Here is an 18,344-nt window from a genome sequence, read left to right as displayed (position 1 = left end):
TTAATTTGTTGTGGTCTTGCTAATGGAGCGATGAAGCTTACTTTCTGTATCAGTAAAAATCTAAATCTAGACGTTTGTACCCCTCTTTCAATATAATGGGATTTATAACTTCGGGCAAATTTGTGAACAGCGGAAACGACGAAGGATTGTATTATAGGGAGATGGACATAAATGAAATTCAGTGATTTTGAAGTTAAACAATGGGAAGACAATCGAAATTTCTATGATACATGTCTCATACCTTTTACAGGATTAAGCGGTTCTGAGAGTCCCCCTGAGACGGTTCAGGCATTAGAAAGATTACGTGATTTCATGGATTTGGTGGAAATACCATTCAAGGGGCGTATCGTAACTTACCCGGCGATTCAGTATGGAGGGGGAGGATATGTCGAGCTAATTAATGAGGTTTGCCGAAAAGTCAAATCCAGTGGTTTCCAGTATGCCGTAGTATTGACAGCGGATATAGCACTTCTGAAGAAAGAAATCTTTGAAAGCGATTTAGTGCTCTCTCTGCCTATTATTGAGTCCTCTCTGGAAGGCAAGATTAATAGTGATATTGGTATGAAAATTCAAGAAATGTGGCGACGGTGAACCTCTTTTAAATGTGACAGAAAATCAACAATTGTAGGCGAAAATCACTTTTTGGCCTGTCACAAATTAGACAATATTCTTGACGGGTTTTGGTGCCTAAGCTATTATTAGGTTGAATCGAAATGGTATGTGATGTATTTCATTGAAAAGATTTGAAAACGGATTATTTATAGTAAGGCATCTCTGATCGGACACCATAGATACTTTCTTATATCTTGTGAAGGGGGTTATATAACAGTATGAGCAGCCATAATGATCAACAGGATATTTGGCCTGAACAACCACCCAGCCGTAAAGAGATGTCGCGCAGGCAATTTTTGACCTACACGCTAGGTGGCGCTACTGCTTTTATGGGGGCAGGCACAATTCTCCCAATGGTCCGTTTTGTCGTGGACCCAATATTACATAAGAAGGGCGCAGGTGAATTTATAAAGGTTGCTGAAATAAGTAAAATCACCGAAGAGCCCCAAGAATTTACGTTTGAATTGAAGCAGAAGGACGGATGGTACGATAGCACAGCGACGCTGACTGCGTGGATCCGTAAAGACGCAAAGGGTGATATTTATGCGCTTTCACCCATATGTAAACATTTAGGATGTACGGTCGGATGGAATAACGATAAGGCTCATCCCGACGAATATCACTGCCCTTGCCACGGTGCGCGTTACACTAAACTCGGCAAAAATCTCGAGGTTGCTCCAAAGCCGCTTGACCAGTATAAAACGAAATTTGATAACGGCTGGGTTCTTTTGGGTGATATTGTGCCTAATACAGTAGCTAGTGGGGAGGCGTAGGTTCTAATGTTTAAAAATGTCTATAACTGGATTGACGAACGTTTGGATGTTACGCCAATTTGGAGGGACGTGGCCGATCACGAGGTTCCTGAGCATGTTAACCCGGCCCATCATTTCTCTGCGTTTGTGTATTGTTTTGGCGGACTGACCTTTTTTATTACAGTGATTCAGATCTTATCGGGTATGTTCTTAACGATGTATTATGTTCCAGATATTATCAATGCTTATGCAAGTGTTGAATATTTACAGTCTAGTGTTGCTTTTGGACAAATTGTCCGCGGAATGCATCACTGGGGTGCCAGTCTAGTTATTGTTATGATGTTCCTTCATACGATGCGTGTCTTCTTTACAGGCTCTTACAAAGCTCCGCGTGAGATGAACTGGGTAGTGGGTATGCTTATCTTCTTCGTAATGTTGGGTCTCGGTTTAACGGGTTACTTATTGCCTTGGGATAATAAAGCTTATTTTGCAACAAAAGTAACCCTTGAAATTGCTAACTCTGTTCCTGTGATGGGACCCGTACTAAAAGAGCTTATGCAAGGTGGTACGATTGTTGGTGCAGAAACATTGACTCGGTTTTTCGCACTACATGTATTCTTCCTCCCAGCGGTGCTTCTTAGTCTGCTCGTAGGACACTTTATTATGATCCGCAGACAAGGGATTTCTGGACCGTTGTAAGTTAATCTGAGAGAGGAGGAATACGGATGGCACATGGAAACAATTCTAAGGAAAAGGTTGTATACGTCGGTGATACCAGAGTTCGTAAAGGCAATGGATTTATCACACCTCCAGACTATTCAGCCTATCCTGGTAAATCGGAAGCCTTCATCCCTAACTTTCTACTGAAAGAATGGATGGTTGGCGTCGTTGTACTTGTAGGAATATTAGTGCTTACTATTTCAGAGCCTGCGCCGCTAGGATTTCCAGCGAATGCGAGTGCTACGGTTATCCCAATTCCTGACTGGTACTTCTTGTTTCTCTATCAGTATTTAAAGCTTCCATATGCTTCTGGTGATTATATCGTACTGGGTACATTAGGAGTAACCGGTGTAGCTTTTGGTTCACTTCTTTTAGCTCCATTTCTGGATACAGGCAGAGAACGCCGCTTCTATCGTAGACCGATCGCTTCATCTTTGATGTTCTTATCACTTGCAGCGATTGTGTACTTGACGAATACGGCTTGGACTGAATACAAACATGAAATGGCTGAAACCGGTCAAATTCCTGAAGATGTTCAACGGGAAGAGAAGGCGGCGGAGAATAGGGCGAAGGGCCTCCCAACCTCGAATGCAGTTAAAGCAAAGGAAGTAGCGATTGTAGACAAGGATGATCCAGCCATGGGACTCTTTAAGCAAGCTACCTGCATTTCTTGTCATGCCGCCGATTTGAAAGGGGCTGGTGGACCCTCTCTTCGTGGCGTAGGGGACACCCATGATAAAGAAGCAATCCTTACTATTATAAAAGAGGGTCAAGGGCAGATGCCGAAGATGTATGATACTGCTCTGGGAGCGGGGCTTTCGGATCAAGACATTGATGCCTTGGCAGACTGGCTTGCCAAACAAAAAAGCGAACAGTAAAATAATAATAACGCAAAACCTGATCGAAACTGCGGTCAGGTTTTTGTATGTCAATCGTAAAGTTGCCACTACTTGGGAGGTTAATGATCTGTATGTCAGTTCATGGGTTTGATAGACTGTTTAAACACCGAGGAATCATTTGGTTGTTATTTATTGTGAATCTTCTCGGTACCATTTATGGCTACATATGGTATGGCAATCAATTGGAGTTCACGGCAGCTAACTTTCCGCTTTGGTTGCTGCCGTTTGTTCCAGATAGTCCAACCGCGAGCTTGTTCTTTACCTTGGCACTGTTGCTAATGCTCTTTCCTCCAAAAAGCTATACGGGAAATAACGTTAGGGAGCTTATTGAAGCATTAGCGGTAGTGACGTCCGTGAAGTATGGGATTTGGGCGGTAAGTATGATTTTTGCTGGAGGGTATCAAGGAGATATTCTAGTGTGGAAAGATTGGATGCTGGTAATCTCCCATTTGGGGATGGCAGTGGAAGCCTTGATCTATGCACGATTCTTTTCTTTCCGCAAAATGATACCGCTAGCGCTGTTCTGGACCCTTGCTAACGATTTGCTGGACTATTCCTATGGAATATACCCATGGTTACCTTCTGTACTGAATGATGATGTTACTCAGGTACAATACTTTACAATGGCGCTTACGGTGTTTAGCGTAATTGTTGCTTGGTTGTTTAGTAGTAGACAAAGACCAGTTGAGTCTATCTATCAGTTTAAGAATAGGTTCTAGCAAGCAGTTCTAACCCTTGTCCCTTTGCCATACATTTAGAATTATAAGAAGTATTAGTTTTATACTATACTTTATCCTTATAATTTTACGAGAAATGAATATCGTCTTTAAAAGACGACAACGTCGTTTCTTCTTAAGGTAGAAGGGGGATGTCTCATGCTCCGCGGGAGATATTATGTGTTGGTTATTCTAGTATTTTGCTGGTTACTGGCCAGCATGAATGTTGAAAAAGCTTCAGCAGCGCAAGCGAATGCTGGTGAAGGTTCTGGCAATGTTTCGAAGCAAAGCGCCGATGTTAGTTCGGGCAACGGTTTGGTTGTGATGAGTGGGAAAACTGGAGCACAGCAGCTAGAACAAGCCGCTGAGGCATTGTATGGGTATGTCTTGGAAGGCGATGTGATGAAGGTCCGAGAAGAAACCGAAGAGCTCTCTAGGATCTTAGTGTCCTCTTCCTTTGAAGGAATGACTTCTGTAGAGGGCATTAATGCGCTGTCAGGGGTAATTATGGACCTGAAGGCCGCAGTGGCAAGTGCAAAAATATCTCAACAGCAATTGGAGACTACAGCAACCAAGTTACGGTTAGCCGCCAACAGTCTAAATCAACCTGGACAGCCCATTTGGCTGCAGTATTATAAGCTAATCCGCGAAGATCTGAATGCGATGGAACGAAGCGGTGCTGCAAATGATCTGGCTGGATGGAAAGCGGCTGTAGAGAGGCTGCAGAGCAGGTACGAGAATATTCGGCCAGCAGTGATCGTCTCCCGTCAAGCAGAAGTTGTAAATGCTTTTGATTCTTGGCTCTCTTATGCAGCAGGCATTCCTTCTTCTTCACAAAAAATCGAACGGGCCCGGTTGCTTGAAATAGTGTCTTACGGTCAGGATGCGGTGCGGGTAATGTTCGGAAAATCGAAGGATGAGCCTGCTTTGTCATTACCCCTGGCCTCACAAGAATTTGGGATTTGGGGAGGGCTAGCCGCAAGCTTTATAATTGCAGCATTAGCTTATGTGGGCTATCGTAAGTATCGTGGAGAAAATCAAAAATTCAAGCCGATTTAGTGAAATTGGCTTAATGAATAACAAAAAGGAGCGGGAAGAGTCCTCGCTCCTTTTTCTTTATGTTTCTCTGAATCCCTCGCCTTGAACATCATGCACATCACTTATAATTACGAACGCGTGCGGATCAATTGATTTGACTAATAAACTAAGACGGCGAATTTCCTGCCTTGAGACCACACAATACACCATATGCTTGGCTTGCTTAGAATACGCACCGATGGCGGGGATGAGCGTTACTCCTCGTTCTAATTCAGCAGTTATTAGATCGGCAATTTGGGGTGCCTCGTCACTAATGATAGTAAAAGCTTTGGCGGCATAAGCGCCTTCCTGGATGAAATCAATAACACGTGAAGCGATAAACACTGCGACGAGAGTGTATAGAATTTTTTCTTTGGGAATATAGAAGATGGAAGAACCGATAATGAAAATGTCGATAGCCAGAATAATCTGTCCCATGCTCCAGCCGAAATTCCGTCCCAGAATTCTTGCTACAATGTCTACGCCACCTGTTGTGCCACCAAAACGGAACACAATCCCAAGCCCTGTTCCAAGTGTCACCCCTGCGTATAGTGCAGCAAGAATAAAGTCATGTTCGGTGCTGAACGGCACGATCCATCCGGCAGAGATCAATCTTTCGAAGATCCACAAGAAAAGGGATAAAGACCCGATCCCTACACCTGTGTATACAATTTGGCGGCCGCCTAGGACTTTCCAACCCAGCAGAAACAATGGAAGATTGATTAGCAGCGTTGTTAAAAAGATTGGGATGTCAAAGGCATAATTAAGCAACAGTGTGATACCTGTTACGCCGCCTTCCATTAGCTGACTGGGAATGATGAAATACAGTAGACCGAATGCATATACGGCAGTGCCGAGCATGATGGGAGCAACTGTTTTACTGATTGTGATTACCTTGTTTGAATTCATGGAATCCCTCGTTAGGCCTTGTTAAGGCAGTTTTTCTTTTCCTATAATAAGTATACCTTTTCTTGCAGGTGTTAAAATATTCAAAAAAGATTTGTCTTCAAAACGTCTTTACGATAACATAGGGGCAAACAGAAGGCAAGATATACAGAGGGGGCAAAGATACATTTTATGGACAAAAGTCTTGGTGACATTCAGCGTGAAGTAGACGCTTATATATCGCAATTTAAAGAAGGGTACTTCAGTCCGCTGTCTATGTTAGCCCGCATGTCCGAGGAAGTCGGAGAGTTGGCGCGGGAAGTTAATCATGAATTCGGTGAAAAGCCGAAGAAGTCTGATGAAGCAGAGAATTCTATTGAGCTTGAACTGGGAGATATTCTGTTTATTACCGTTTGTTTTGCGAATTCTCTTGGGATAGATCTGACTGAAGCGCATAATAAGGTTATGCATAAGTTTAATACCCGAGACGCTGGGCGTTGGACACCAAAAGACACCGATTAGGCCTCTATAACATATGCTGTACCAAACGAACGGGATTTAGCCGTGAGGATGGTGTGTATATGGATCAAAGAGATTATGTAAGAGAAGCCTACCGATCTATATTGCGAAGTGACTTTGCGGAAGCTATTGTTTGCTTTGAGGCTGCGATTGCGGCAAGCCCGGCAGATGCAGAAGTCAGATATCGTTGTTCCATAACGTATGCCCGCAGTGGTATGCTAGATAAAGCTTTAGTTCATGCTCAGGCCGCTATGAAGTTAGACGGTAGCAAACCTGAGTATAGTCTACATCTACAACATCTTCAGGCTATGATGCATGTACAGGAAGCTAAGCGGTTGATAGAAGATGAAGATAACAAAACTCGCAACCCGTATCATCCGATTACGCTGCTTAAAGAGGCCATCACTCTTGACCCATTATATGGGGATGCTTATGTATGGCTTGCCATCGCGCATAGTCGGGTAAATGAGCATATTCAGGCTATAGCTGCCCTGAAAGAAGTGATTTCTTTACATCCGGATGATTCTGGCTTGCGAGAATTGATGGTAGACCTTCAGAAATCCATACAATCGTATATGCAGTAACTATATAACCAGTGAAGGCGAGGATGAAAAGATATGAGCAACAAGATCAGAGTTATCGTATCCGGCGCAGGCGGGAGAATGGGTAAAGAGGTTATTAAACTTGTGCTGCAGGACGAAGAGTTAGAGCTGGCAGCTGCGGTAGATCGTTCAACGATGGATATAGACGCAGGCCGTCTTGTAGGTCTAGAAGACTCGGGAGTTATTGTAACTTCAGATCTTGAGGCTGCCCTCGCGGGAAGCAATGGAGATGTTGTAGTTGATTTCACTACACCACAATCAGCGTATACGAATACAGCACTAGCCATTAAATACGGAGTGCGTCCGGTTATCGGTACAACCGGATTCACACCGGAGCAAATTGTGGAACTGGACAAGCAGTGTCAAGACCAGGGGATAGGCGGACTCATAGCTCCTAATTTCTCCATAGGGGCTATTCTGTTGATGAAATTTGCGGCTCAAGCTTCAAAATACTTCCCGCATCTGGAGATTATCGAGTATCATGGTGACCAGAAACTGGATGCTCCATCCGGAACTGCAATTAAAACGGCAGAGATGATTTCAGAGGTTCGGGAAGAGCTTCGTCAAGGGAATCCTAAAGAAGAAGAAACGATTGAAGGTGCCCGCGGGGGTTATTATAACGGATTCCGGATACATAGTGTCCGTCTTCCTGGTGTGTTTGCCCAAGAAGAAGTGATTTTTGGCGGGTTCGGACAATCCTTAAAAATCCGGCATGATTCTTATGAGCGAGCAGGATATATGCCAGGCGTTAAGATGGGGATTCAGAAGGTAATGGAATACACTGGCTTGATCTATGGTTTTGAGCACTTTATAGAATAGACAGGGGAGAACACCATGTTAAAAATCGCATTTATTGCACATGATCGTAAAAAAGATGAAATCGTAAATTTTGTATTAGCCTATGAGCATGTTTTTGTAGGTCATGAATTATTTTCCACGGGGACTACTGGCCAACGAATCATGGATGTGACTAGCTTGAAAATTCATCGCTATATGTCCGGCCCGTTAGGTGGAGATCAGCAAATTGGCGCAATGGTAGCGCAGGATGAATTGGATCTTATTATTTTCTTGCGTGACCCATTAATGGCACAGCCACATGAGCCAGATATTACAGCTTTACTTCGTCTATGCGACGTATACGGTATACCTGTGGCTACGAATATTGCGACAGCTGAAGTGCTTGTGAAGGCGATTGATCGCGGTGACTTTGCTTGGCGTGAACTAGTTCATAAATACAAACCAGGTGTCGATGAATGAAGCTGGACATTCTTGTATTTGGAGCTCATGCGGATGACGCGGAGATCGGTATGGCAGGTACGATTGCGAAACATACCGCCGCAGGCCTTAAAGTGGGCCTGTGCGATTTAACGGCTGCAGAGATGTCCTCGAATGGTACTGTAGAGCTACGCAAGGAAGAGGCGCAGCAAGCTGCTGATCTACTTGGTGTATCGGTGCGGACGAATTTAGGTTTATCAGACAGAGGGCTTTTTATAACGGAAGAGCATGTAGCAGCTGTTACAGCAGAAATTCGCCGTTTTGCGCCTGCGATAGTTTTTGCTCCTTATTGGGAAGATCGTCATCCTGATCATATAGCATGCAGTAAGCTGGTAGAAGAGGCGGTCTTTAATGCCAAACTACGTAAATATATGCCGGACAAGCCGGCAGTTTCAGCACCACAATTGTTTTTTTATTTTATAAATGATCTTGGACGTACGGATCTTATTGTAGATGTTACTGAACAATATGGGTTAAAGGAGCAGGCGTTGTCCTGTTATCGCTCTCAGTTCACCAAACCGCTGGGTGCCGATGCTGTATCCACACCGTTAACGGAGGGTTACATTGAGCGGGTCCGCTCTAGAGATATGTTGCTTGGACAGCGCAGACTCATTCCTTATGCGGAAGGGTTTGCTACAAAAGTTCCTTATGCGGTAAATTTGTTTACTGCGGGGGATCATACTTTATAAAGTATAGAAGGGGACGGAACATGGATCGTTTGAAAATAGGTATTACCTGTTATCCGTCTCTTGGCGGCTCAGGTGTAGTAGCGACTGAATTAGGAAAACTCTTGGCCGAAAAGGGGCACGAAGTTCATTTTATTACACACAGTATTCCGTTTCGGTTAGGGAAGTTTCAGAAAAATATATTTTATCATGAGGTAGAAGTTAACGATTATTACGTATTTAAATATCCTCCTTATGACTTAGCGCTTGCTACGAAGATGGCTCAGGTTGCTAAAATGCAGAATCTGGATCTGTTCCATGTTCATTATGCCGTTCCACACGCTGTTTGTGCTTTTCTTGCCAAGCAAATGCTTGGTAATGATATAAAGGTTGTAACGACCTTGCATGGCACTGACATTACGGTACTTGGACAGGACGAATCTCTAAAAGATCTAATTCGTCTTGGAATTAATGAAAGTGACGCTGTAACGGCTGTATCGAAGGATCTCATTAGAGAAACACGTGAAGTGCTGGATATCACTCGCGAGATTGACCTCACTTATAATTTCGTTGATCATCGTGTCTATTACCCGCGGGATGTATCGAATCTTCGGGAAGATTTTGCTTCAACTGAGGAGAAGATCCTGATGCACATCAGTAACTTCCGTCCAGTTAAAAGGGTAAGCGATGTTGTAGATATCTTTGCTAAAGTGAATCGTGAAATCCCTTCACGACTGCTGCTTGTTGGCGAAGGGCCTGATCTTCCCAAGATTCAAGCTAAGATCAGTGAAATGGGTCTGGAAGATAAAGTCCGCTTCTTAGGAAGACAGGATGAGATCGCTCAAGTCATTTCGTTAGCTGATTTGCTGCTGTTACCGTCAGAGAAGGAAAGCTTTGGTCTGGTTGCGCTAGAAGCGATGGCCTGTGGAGTACCGACTATAGGTTCTCAAACCGGAGGGATTCCAGAGCTAATTGAGCATGGCAAGACAGGATTTATTGCTCCGATTGGTGATACGGACACTATGGCGAAATATGCAATTAAACTCCTTTCGGATGATCGCATGGTGCAGCAATTCAGACAAGCCTGTCTGGAAACAGCCTGCAAAGATTTCTGTAAGGATTCGATTACAAGTCAGTATGAAGATATATATTACCGTGTGCTCGGGCGCAAGGTACCTAGACTGGATACAGTCAGGGGGTAAGGGGTTCGTAATGAAATGGAAAATGGCGCCATCCGCTATGGCTCTTGCGGCGGAAAATGTAATTTCTGAGCTAACTCAGAACGGCCATGAGGCTTTTTGGGTCGGAGGCTGCATTCGCGATGAGCTGTTGGGTAGGCCAGTACATGATATGGATATTACAACTTCAGCAGTGCCGGAGGAAGTGATAGCCATCTTCGCACGCAGTATTCCGACAGGGCTAGCACATGGGACGGTCACCGTGCTTCAGGATGGGCATGGGTTTGAAGTGACGACATACCGAACTGAAAGTGGGTATGTCGATCATCGTCGTCCGGAACATGTTGAATTTGTTAGTGATGTGAAGGAAGATTTGCGTCGTCGCGATTTTACGATTAACGCAATATGCTGCGGACTGGACGGAGATTTGATTGATCCCTTCGGAGGCGAGAAGGATCTAGCTCTCCGTGTGATCCGCTGTGTGGGGGATGCGGAGGAACGGTTCGATGAGGATGCGCTACGCATGCTTCGCTGCGTTCGTTTCGCATCGGTGTTAGATTTCTCCATCGCCAAGAATACGTGGAGGGGACTGTTGCGCCAGCGAGATAAGCTGGCGCATATTGCTGTGGAGCGCGTCCGCGCGGAGCTGGACCGCATCGTAGAGGGGCCGCATCCTCGGCGCGGACTTGCAATGCTAGCGCGCTGTGAACTGCTCGCGCGCGGCAAAGCCCCGTTCCCCTGGACCGGAACCGATCTGGCAGCTGCTGCCGCCTTGACGGCCGGGATAGGGTAACTGGAGAGCGCCCACCTGGGGTGGGCGCTTCTCCTCCATGCCCTGAAGCAGTCGGCCCAGGAGGCCGATGAGCTGCTGCGGGCATGGACGTTCTCTGGGACGACGCGTACCAGCGTCGTCCAGGTGCTGCGGGTCCGCGAAGCTTGGACCGCTGCCCTGGTGGCAGTGCCGCCGGGGGAACCGGGCGGCACGGATCTACTGCGGCGGCGCTTCCTCGCCGCCGTGCTGACCTTCGGCGTGGAAGCCGCCGAAGGGTGGCTCTCGCTGCTGGCGATCTTGCCAGCAGGTGGCCTTCCCGCTGCGAACCCGCCAGCGGTTTCAGAGATTTCACCCGCTGTCACCCCAGCGGCGCCAGAGCTTGTAAATGGCTTGATCTATTTGCAAGCTGCAAGAGACTGGATCTCACAGATGCCGCTTAAGAGCTTATCCGAGCTTGCTGTTACAGGTAATGAGCTGGCGGAAGCGCTTGTGAAACGTCCGGGTCCTTGGCTCGGCAATATGCTGAGTGCACTTCTGCAAGCGACTGCTTCGGGAGATCTACTAAACAATAAACAAGTATTGCTGTTTGAAGCAAAAAGGATGGATGGACATGAGCTATGATAAGGCGCTGTCGCTAACCGAATTGAAGCAGGAAGCTTCCGATTCGAATTGGATAGACAGAGTTCAGCTTCTAGAGTCTGTCGTATCTACTCAGGAGGAAGCCAAACGATTGGCAGAAAGCGGCGCACCAGAAGGAACAACCGTAATCGCTGAAGAACAAACCGGCGCTAGGGGGAGAATGGGCAGAAATTGGTTTTCTCCTCGTGGCAAAGGGATTTGGATGAGTATAGTATTGCGGCCGAATTTACCCTTGTTACAGACTCCGCAGTTAACACTGCTTGCTGGGGTTGCTGTTTGTAAAGCAATACGTCGTGTGACCGGAGTCGATGCCGGTATTAAATGGCCGAATGATTTGCTTGCGGGCGGTCGTAAGATATGCGGAATTTTGCTTGAGTCTTCGCTAAGAGAAGGGGAGCTTCATTATTGCATCGCCGGAATTGGGATTTCTGCGAACTTGACTGAAGACGATTATCCTGATCATCTGAAAGAAGTGGCAACTTCACTTCGGATACAGCGGAGCGGTGTTCCTATTGACCGTTCGGAGCTGGTTAGGGCTGTGCTCGATGAGTTGGAATTGCATTACAATCTGTATATGAATCAAGGTTTTAAACCCATCAAAGAGCTATGGGAGTCGATGTCAGTTACATTGGGGCGCCAAATCGCCCTGAATAGCCCTCAGGGGCGTTCTGAAGGCGTCGTAGTAGGTCTGGACAACTTAGGCGGACTACTCCTTAAAAATAGCTCAGGGGACATTTCAAATGTATGCTCAGGTGAAATTGAGCTTTTATAAGTCTTTTCAATATGGCAGGGGTGTCATCCCTTGTCATATTTTTTTCGTGTAATTCCGAGTCCTTTTTGATATACTATGGGTCGGAGGCGGTATCGTTTTACGAACTGTACTCTTGATCTGATGAATTTATAATGTTTTTATTATTGGAATTACCTTCATAACTGCGTTAGACGGTTACGTTGGATTCTGCTCTGAGCCGTAAGGACCGAGACAGAAGGGACGATCGCGAGTGACTCTTTTTTGCCCTTCGGACCTTTTTAGCAAATGATTGCTAAAGGGTTTTTTTGTTGCGATTTTTACGGGGATGTTATTTCAAAAAGGAGGACGAAGAGAGAAATGGCAAACAAACAAGCACTTAATATTGTGAAAATGAAAAAAATGAAAGCAGATGGTGAACGGTTGAGTATGTTGACCGCTTATGATTACCCATCGGCTCTACTTGCTGAAGAAGCCGGTATCGACCTTATCCTGGTGGGTGACTCCCTGGGAAACGTGGTACTTGGATATGATACAACTTTACCCGTTACGATTGACGATATGGTCTACCATACTCGTTCCGTAACTCGAGGCGCACAAAATACGTTCATTGTGGCAGATATGCCGTTTATGACCTATCACGGAAGTGTAGATGAGAGCCTGCGGGGTGTGCGCAGACTAATGCAGGAAGGGCGGGCTCATGCCGTCAAAATGGAAGGCGGTCTCGAAATTTGTGAGACAGTCGCTGCAGTTGTAGCTGCGGGAGTCCCTGTGCTTGGGCATATTGGACTTACACCACAATCGGTAAATATGATTGGGGGCTACCGTATTCAAGGTAAGGACGCCAAAGACGCAAAACGCCTGATGGATGAGGCCAAGGCGCTTGAAGCAGCCGGTGCATTTGCAGTCGTACTGGAGCTGGTGACAGAAGAAGTCGCACAAGCGATTTCTGAGGCACTGAGCATTCCGACCATTGGGATTGGTGCAGGCCGTTATTGTGACGGTCAGGTATTGGTTTTCCATGATTTGCTGCGGTATGCCTCACCCTATCGTGAGAAACGTTTTGTCAAAACCTATGCGGATGTGGGTAATGTAATTCGTGAGGGGATTAGCCAATATGTGCAAGAAGTGAAGGATCGCTCGTTCCCAGATGAAGGCCATGTTTTTAAGGCAGATGAAACCGTTCTGGAATCTTTATACGGCGGTGCCGGAAAGGATGGGGAATAAGATGAGAGTTGTCAGAAGCATTGAGCAGCTGCGCGAAGCTTTGGAGTATATGAGACAAGGTGGGCATACCCCGATTGGTTTTGTTCCAACCATGGGATATCTTCACGAAGGACATGCCAGTCTGCTTCGGCGGGCAGGAGAAATGAGCAACACGGTGGTTATGAGCATATTTGTGAACCCGCTGCAGTTTGGACCGAATGAGGATTATGATTCCTATCCGCGCGATGAAGATCGTGATTTGGAGCTGGCGGAACGCGAAGGGGTCGATATTGTATTTATCCCCAGCGTGGAAGAAATGTATCCGCAGCCTACCCGGACTACAGTCTCAGTATCTGAGCTTACTACTCGACTTTGCGGAGCTTCGCGCCCAGGGCATTTTAATGGCGTAACTACGGTTGTGAATAAACTATTTAATATCGTGCAGCCGGATTATGCTTTCTTTGGACTAAAGGATGCCCAGCAAGTAGCAGTGCTCCGCCGAATGGTATCCGATTTGAATATGAATGTTGAAATTGTACCTTGCCCTATCATTCGTGAAGGGGATGGACTTGCGCTTAGCTCACGAAACGTATTCTTATCTTCGGAGGAACGTAGTCAGGCATTAGTGCTATCTCGTTCCTTACGTGAAGCACGTCAGTCCATTGAAGAAGGAAAAGTAAGAACCGTTGCTGAAGTGCGGGAATTGTTGACATCGGTTATTTCCAGCTCTCCTTTGGCGGTCATTGATTATGCGGAAATACTGACATTCCCTAATCTGGAAAGTTTAGACCACGAAGCTTTAATAACGGATGTAGAAGGGGAAATTATTATAGCGCTTGCTGTGAAGTTTGGCAGAACACGCTTAATTGACAATAATGTATTTATTCCAAAGGAGGTTGCCGCTCTTGTTTAGACATATGATGAAATCCAAAATTCACCGCGCTACGGTGACAGAAGCGAACTTGAATTATGTGGGTAGTATTACCATTGATGAGAACTTAATGGAAGCGGCAGATATTCTTGAAAATGAAAAAGTACAGATCGTGGATAACAATAATGGTTCACGGTTAGAAACGTATGTTATTCCTGGACCTCGCGGAAGTGGTGTGATCTGTCTGAATGGTGCAGCCGCCCGTCTTGTTCAACCAGGAGACACAGTAATTATTATTTCATATGCGATGTTGTCTTCGGAAGAACTGGAGTCGCATAAGCCAACAGTGGTATTCGTGGATGAGAACAACAGACCCGTCAAGCTGGCTGATCATGAATTGCATGCTACAATCGCTTAAATAATGGACTTACGCCATGTAATGAATGGCAGGGATGAAAGACCCCGTTCTCGCAGAAAATGAAGTCAGGCAAGCTGAACTGATTTCATCTTCAGTAAAGGGGGATAGCCCATGTTTCAACATTTGTTTGCTGAAATGAACAAGGTGCTTCAGGAGATCGTTACAGATTACCCTACAGCGGAGGGTGCCCGCCGGAATGAGCTTTTATGCAATTATAATATGCTGCACCGACTAAGCGATAAAGTAATGGATGAATGGCTGGCCTTTGCAGAGAAGCTAAGTCACTTTCGTGAAAGTGTAGATTTTACGACTGTGGCTGAAGAGGACATGCCAGAGCAGGAAGCACCCGAGCTCTGCATGGATACTTTTGTTAGAGGCCAGGGGTATTATAAGCTGCTGATGTATGGAAAATGTATTGAGCAGTTTAAGGAAGTTATTGCGCAATATCCGGATAGTTTGGCTGCTCGCTTATATTTAGCCATCTCTTACCTTCAGGAAGGGAATGGGGAAGCAGCGTGGAGTCATTTGAACCATATGCTCGGTTTGATACGGGAAACCAAGCTGAAAGCAATGGTTTATAATGCTTTAGGCTGCATCCGGGCTTCACAGGAACGCTTCAATGAAGCGCAGGAGCTGTTTGGCCTCTCATTGCAGCTTGACCCTGCACTTCCTGAACCAACGGTTAATTTGGAGGTTTGCCGCCGCCGTGGAGGAAAGCTTCATTTCGGAAATCAGCTTGTTTCATTATTGTAAATTATTACGTTTACGGTTTATTATTCCGCATTTTCATTCAAGCGATGCATCCCCTGAACCAGTGGTGTGCATCGCCTTTTTTCGCAACTTCTGTTATGCTGATTAAGAGTCTCAATTGAAAGGGAATAGAATTATAATGAAATTTGCCGTGCTTGATTTTGAAACAACGGGAACCCAATCCGTGGGTGAAATTATCCAGGTTGGCCTTGCAATTATAGAAGAAGACCGGTCCATCTCCCGGGTATATGGTTCCTACGTCAAGCCCGGAACGCCGATACCTCCTTTTATAACTGGTCTGACGGGGATTACCGACGATGATGTAAAGGATGCGCCTGAGCTGGATGAGATGATGATGGAGCTTGTTCCACTCTTGGATGATGTTGTGCTTGTAGGGCATAATGTCGCATTTGACTTCCATTTTTTGCAAAATGCTTTAGACAGATGTGGGTATTTACCATTTCAAGGGCGGATTTTAGATACGATTGATTTTCTAAAAATCTGCTTTCCTTCCCTAACATCCTATCAACTAGGGTCAGTTAGTGCACATTTTGGAGTGACACATGATCGTCCGCATCAGGCAGATAGTGATGCACTGGCGACAGCTCTTGTGCTGTTGAAATGTCTGGAGGAGCTTTATAGTTTACCGTTACTCACCATCCAGCGACTATGTGAGCTGTTTACCGAAGAGGATAGTGATTTAGGTTGGTATTTTGATGGTCTGCTGCGTGAGCGGGAAGCGGAGACGCTTCAACCCGAAGGTGATCTGACTTTCTATCGTCAATTAGCGCTTGCAGTAGGGGATTGGAATGAACTAGCTCCACCTCGCGACGAGCATGCTGAGAATCCGCTACAGAATTTATCATTTACAGATTATATGGATGAAGTAACGAAACGGCTTAAAGACACTTTGCCACAGTATGAAAGCCGAGAAGCTCAGGATATTATGATCAATGAGGTGATAACGGCACTTGCCGAAGACAAACATCTATTGATCGAAGCAGGGACAGGAACCGGCAAATCGCTTGGTTATTTGTTGCCTGCCATATACCAAAGTGTTCGTACTAATGAGAAAGTTATGGTCAGCACTCATACCATTAATCTGCAGGATCAATTGCGTGAGCGTGATATTCCTTTGTTAACGCAGGTAGTTCCGTTTCCATTTAAAGCTGCGATTTTTAAAGGCAGAGGGCATTATTTGTGTCTTCGTAAGTTTGAACATAAAATTAATAAAAAAGACTTTATAAGTCCAAGGGAAGATGCACTTACTGCGGCTCAGATGATCGTTTGGTTGACACAAAGTGAATCAGGGGATGACGAAGAGCTCAATTTAAGCGGTCGTGGCGGAGATTTCTGGGAGACGGTAGCAAGCGATACCGATTCTTGTCTCGGTCGCTCCTGTCCTTGGTTCCGCAAGTGTTATTACCATCGGGCAAAACATGAAGCGGGTATTGCTGACGTGGTTATTACGAACCACTCTAAGCTTTTCGCAGATGTTAAGGCTGGGCACCAGCTACTCCCGGCTTATGAACATCTTGTTATTGATGAGGCCCACCATCTGGAGGACGTGGCTGGCAAGCATTTAGGTATGCATATGAAGCATTTCACGGTGGCTCACACGCTGTCCCGATTATACAAGGATAGTCGTAACGGCCAACTCCCAACGCTTCGTCAAATGCTTCAGTCATCAGGCAGTGAGGAAGCTTCTGAATGGAGCGGAGTTATCGATAGAATCTATCCAGATCTGCTTACTGTAAAAGAAACCTGGGATCTACTTAGTGACAAGCTATTTAGCCTCTTGCCGGAACGTAGCGATGCAGCGGCGGGAGAAGCTGGACAGCTAGTCATGCGGTTACTTCCTACCCGTAAACCGAAAGATTGGGATGAATTGGTTGCTTTGGAGAATACTATGAATCTGACATTGAGCGAAATTATCCGTAAGGGTGATAAAATGCTTAATGAGATGCGTGATCAAGAAGGTCAATCTTCTTCAGATAGTTTAGTAACCGATATTAGCGGCTTATTTAAGGATTTAGCTTCTATACGTGAGCAAGTACGGTTTTTTATGGGATTAAACGACGAGAATGTAGTATATTGGCTGGAGGCGAATGGAAATTATCGCAGCAAATCGCTACAGCTATATGCCGTCCCTGTTGATGTTAGTACCCAGCTTAAAGAGCTGTTCTTCGACAAAAAGAAAAGTATTGTGTTAACTTCGGCGACGCTTTCTGTCGATAAATCGTTCCAGTTTATGATTGATAATCTCGGACTTAATGAAGCTGCGGAAGAGGGGCGTCTAATGACATCTCTCCTTCCTTCTCCCTTTAAGTATCGGGAGCAGGCACTATTAGTAATTCCACGGGATTTCCCTAGTGTGAAGGGCAGTGTGGGTGATGCCCGATTTGTCGATACGCTCGTACAGTCACTAGCAGAAGCGGCTATTACGACACGCGGACGGATGCTTGTTCTGTTTACTTCTTACAAGATGCTGCGCCAAGTTTACGATCCTCTGAAAGAGGCTCTAGCCTCACAAGAAATCACGGTGCTAGGTCAAGGCGTGGAAGGTGGAAGCCGCAGTAAGCTGATTCGACGCTTTCAGGACAGTGCTGCTTCAGTTCTGCTTGGAACTAGCAGCTTCTGGGAGGGAGTAGATATTCCGGGTGAGGCATTGACATGCCTGGCCATCGTGAGGCTTCCATTTCAACCGCCTAATCACCCTCTAGCGGAAGCGAAGTCTGAGTTATTACAAGCCCAGAAGAAGAATCCGTTTATGAAATTGTCGGTGCCTCAGGCAGTTATCCGCTTCAAGCAAGGATTTGGAAGACTGGTACGGACAGCGCAGGATCGGGGTATTGTTATAGTGTATGACACTAGGGTTATCGAATCTCATTATGGGAAGTATTTCCTTTATTCGTTGCCTGGCCCGAAAATGGAACATATGCTTACGGATCAAATGGTTCCTCGTATAGCAGAGTGGTTGGAAGACGGAGGCGTTTCTTAAGAAGGACATCTTCTGTTTAATTAATCACTCCACAATGAA

The 18,344-nt window shown here is 45.6% G+C and carries 21 protein-coding genes; 20 read left to right on the top strand and 1 reads right to left on the bottom strand.

All coding sequences use genetic code 11. The features are described 5' to 3' along the window. The first annotated feature begins 171 nt into the window (after positions 1-171). The 6 genes from NSU15_RS20440 (at position 172) to NSU15_RS20415 (ending at position 4,758) form a co-directional block, all read left to right on the top strand. Positions 172-591, top strand: coding sequence for a DUF2487 family protein (locus NSU15_RS20440; protein ID WP_339287410.1), 420 nt, complete (start codon positions 172-174; stop codon positions 589-591). A gap of 239 nt (positions 592-830) precedes the next feature. Next, the gene (locus tag NSU15_RS20435) at positions 831-1,385 is read left to right on the top strand and encodes a ubiquinol-cytochrome c reductase iron-sulfur subunit (protein ID WP_042129531.1); all 555 of its coding nucleotides are present in this window, start codon (positions 831-833) and stop codon (positions 1,383-1,385) included. Between the two features lie 6 nt (positions 1,386-1,391). Next, entirely contained in the window at positions 1,392-2,063 is a 672-nt protein-coding gene (locus NSU15_RS20430) for a cytochrome b6 (protein WP_042129529.1), read from the top strand. Positions 2,064-2,089: 26 nt separating this feature from the next. Then, complete coding sequence (locus tag NSU15_RS20425) at positions 2,090-2,962, top strand: menaquinol-cytochrome c reductase cytochrome b/c subunit (RefSeq protein ID WP_076119769.1); 873 nt, start codon at positions 2,090-2,092, stop codon at positions 2,960-2,962. Positions 2,963-3,054: 92 nt separating this feature from the next. After that, complete coding sequence (locus NSU15_RS20420) at positions 3,055-3,702, top strand: DUF1405 domain-containing protein (protein WP_076119768.1); 648 nt, start codon at positions 3,055-3,057, stop codon at positions 3,700-3,702. A 156-nt stretch (positions 3,703-3,858) separates the two neighbouring features. Continuing rightward, a complete protein-coding gene (locus tag NSU15_RS20415; protein WP_339287409.1) occupies positions 3,859-4,758 on the top strand; it encodes a sporulation protein YpjB in 900 nt (299 codons plus the stop codon). 57 nt (positions 4,759-4,815) lie between these two features. Here the strand turns inward: NSU15_RS20415 and NSU15_RS20410 are convergent, their stop codons facing one another. After that, on the bottom strand, positions 4,816-5,685 hold the full coding sequence (locus tag NSU15_RS20410) for a YitT family protein (protein WP_076119766.1): 870 nt from the start codon (positions 5,683-5,685) through the stop codon (positions 4,816-4,818). A 168-nt stretch (positions 5,686-5,853) separates the two neighbouring features. Here NSU15_RS20410 and NSU15_RS20405 point away from each other — a divergent pair, with 168 nt between their 5' ends. From NSU15_RS20405 to dinG, 14 genes are all read left to right on the top strand, one after another. Further along, a complete protein-coding gene (locus tag NSU15_RS20405) occupies positions 5,854-6,183 on the top strand; it encodes a nucleotide pyrophosphohydrolase (protein WP_036676271.1) in 330 nt (109 codons plus the stop codon). Positions 6,184-6,242: 59 nt separating this feature from the next. After that, positions 6,243-6,764 (top strand): tetratricopeptide repeat protein, encoded by a 522-nt coding sequence (locus NSU15_RS20400; RefSeq protein ID WP_042129521.1) that lies wholly within the window; start codon positions 6,243-6,245, stop codon positions 6,762-6,764. 33 nt (positions 6,765-6,797) lie between these two features. Next, a complete protein-coding gene (gene dapB / locus NSU15_RS20395) occupies positions 6,798-7,601 on the top strand; it encodes a 4-hydroxy-tetrahydrodipicolinate reductase (protein ID WP_042129520.1) in 804 nt (267 codons plus the stop codon). A gap of 15 nt (positions 7,602-7,616) precedes the next feature. Next, on the top strand, positions 7,617-8,039 hold the full coding sequence (locus NSU15_RS20390) for a methylglyoxal synthase (RefSeq protein WP_042129517.1): 423 nt from the start codon (positions 7,617-7,619) through the stop codon (positions 8,037-8,039). After that, positions 8,036-8,746, top strand: coding sequence for a bacillithiol biosynthesis deacetylase BshB1 (bshB1, locus tag NSU15_RS20385; RefSeq protein ID WP_042129515.1), 711 nt, complete (start codon positions 8,036-8,038; stop codon positions 8,744-8,746). Before NSU15_RS20390 ends, bshB1 begins: the two co-directional genes overlap by 4 nt. Positions 8,747-8,766: 20 nt before the next feature. Further along, positions 8,767-9,924, top strand: coding sequence for an N-acetyl-alpha-D-glucosaminyl L-malate synthase BshA (bshA, locus tag NSU15_RS20380; RefSeq protein WP_339287408.1), 1,158 nt, complete (start codon positions 8,767-8,769; stop codon positions 9,922-9,924). A gap of 10 nt (positions 9,925-9,934) precedes the next feature. Continuing rightward, the gene (locus NSU15_RS20375; protein WP_339287407.1) at positions 9,935-10,693 is read left to right on the top strand and encodes a CCA tRNA nucleotidyltransferase; all 759 of its coding nucleotides are present in this window, start codon (positions 9,935-9,937) and stop codon (positions 10,691-10,693) included. Between the two features lie 123 nt (positions 10,694-10,816). After that, positions 10,817-11,293: a hypothetical protein gene (locus tag NSU15_RS20370; RefSeq protein WP_339287406.1), complete on the top strand. Its 477-nt coding sequence runs from the start codon at positions 10,817-10,819 to the stop codon at positions 11,291-11,293. Next, positions 11,283-12,083, top strand: coding sequence for a biotin--[acetyl-CoA-carboxylase] ligase (locus NSU15_RS20365; protein ID WP_339287405.1), 801 nt, complete (start codon positions 11,283-11,285; stop codon positions 12,081-12,083). The genes NSU15_RS20370 and NSU15_RS20365 overlap by 11 nt, the downstream gene beginning before the upstream one ends. A 336-nt stretch (positions 12,084-12,419) precedes the next feature. Then, positions 12,420-13,286, top strand: coding sequence for a 3-methyl-2-oxobutanoate hydroxymethyltransferase (panB, locus tag NSU15_RS20360; protein ID WP_339287404.1), 867 nt, complete (start codon positions 12,420-12,422; stop codon positions 13,284-13,286). A gap of 1 nt (position 13,287) precedes the next feature. Further along, positions 13,288-14,178: a pantoate--beta-alanine ligase gene (panC, locus tag NSU15_RS20355; RefSeq protein WP_042129506.1), complete on the top strand. Its 891-nt coding sequence runs from the start codon at positions 13,288-13,290 to the stop codon at positions 14,176-14,178. Next, on the top strand, positions 14,171-14,554 hold the full coding sequence (gene panD / locus NSU15_RS20350; protein WP_042129504.1) for an aspartate 1-decarboxylase: 384 nt from the start codon (positions 14,171-14,173) through the stop codon (positions 14,552-14,554). Before panC ends, panD begins: the two co-directional genes overlap by 8 nt. Before the next feature lie 111 nt (positions 14,555-14,665). Further along, positions 14,666-15,307, top strand: coding sequence for a hypothetical protein (locus NSU15_RS20345; RefSeq protein ID WP_339287403.1), 642 nt, complete (start codon positions 14,666-14,668; stop codon positions 15,305-15,307). A gap of 136 nt (positions 15,308-15,443) precedes the next feature. Then, on the top strand, positions 15,444-18,305 hold the full coding sequence (dinG, locus tag NSU15_RS20340; RefSeq protein WP_339287402.1) for an ATP-dependent DNA helicase DinG: 2,862 nt from the start codon (positions 15,444-15,446) through the stop codon (positions 18,303-18,305). The last annotated feature ends 39 nt before the right edge of the window (positions 18,306-18,344 follow it).

The sequence above is a fragment of the Paenibacillus sp. FSL E2-0201 genome (genome assembly GCF_037963325.1).
Taxonomy (GTDB): domain Bacteria; phylum Bacillota; class Bacilli; order Paenibacillales; family Paenibacillaceae; genus Paenibacillus_AQ.
The sequence above is the reverse complement of the archived record's forward strand: the minus strand, read 5'-3'. Positions and strand labels throughout refer to the sequence as shown.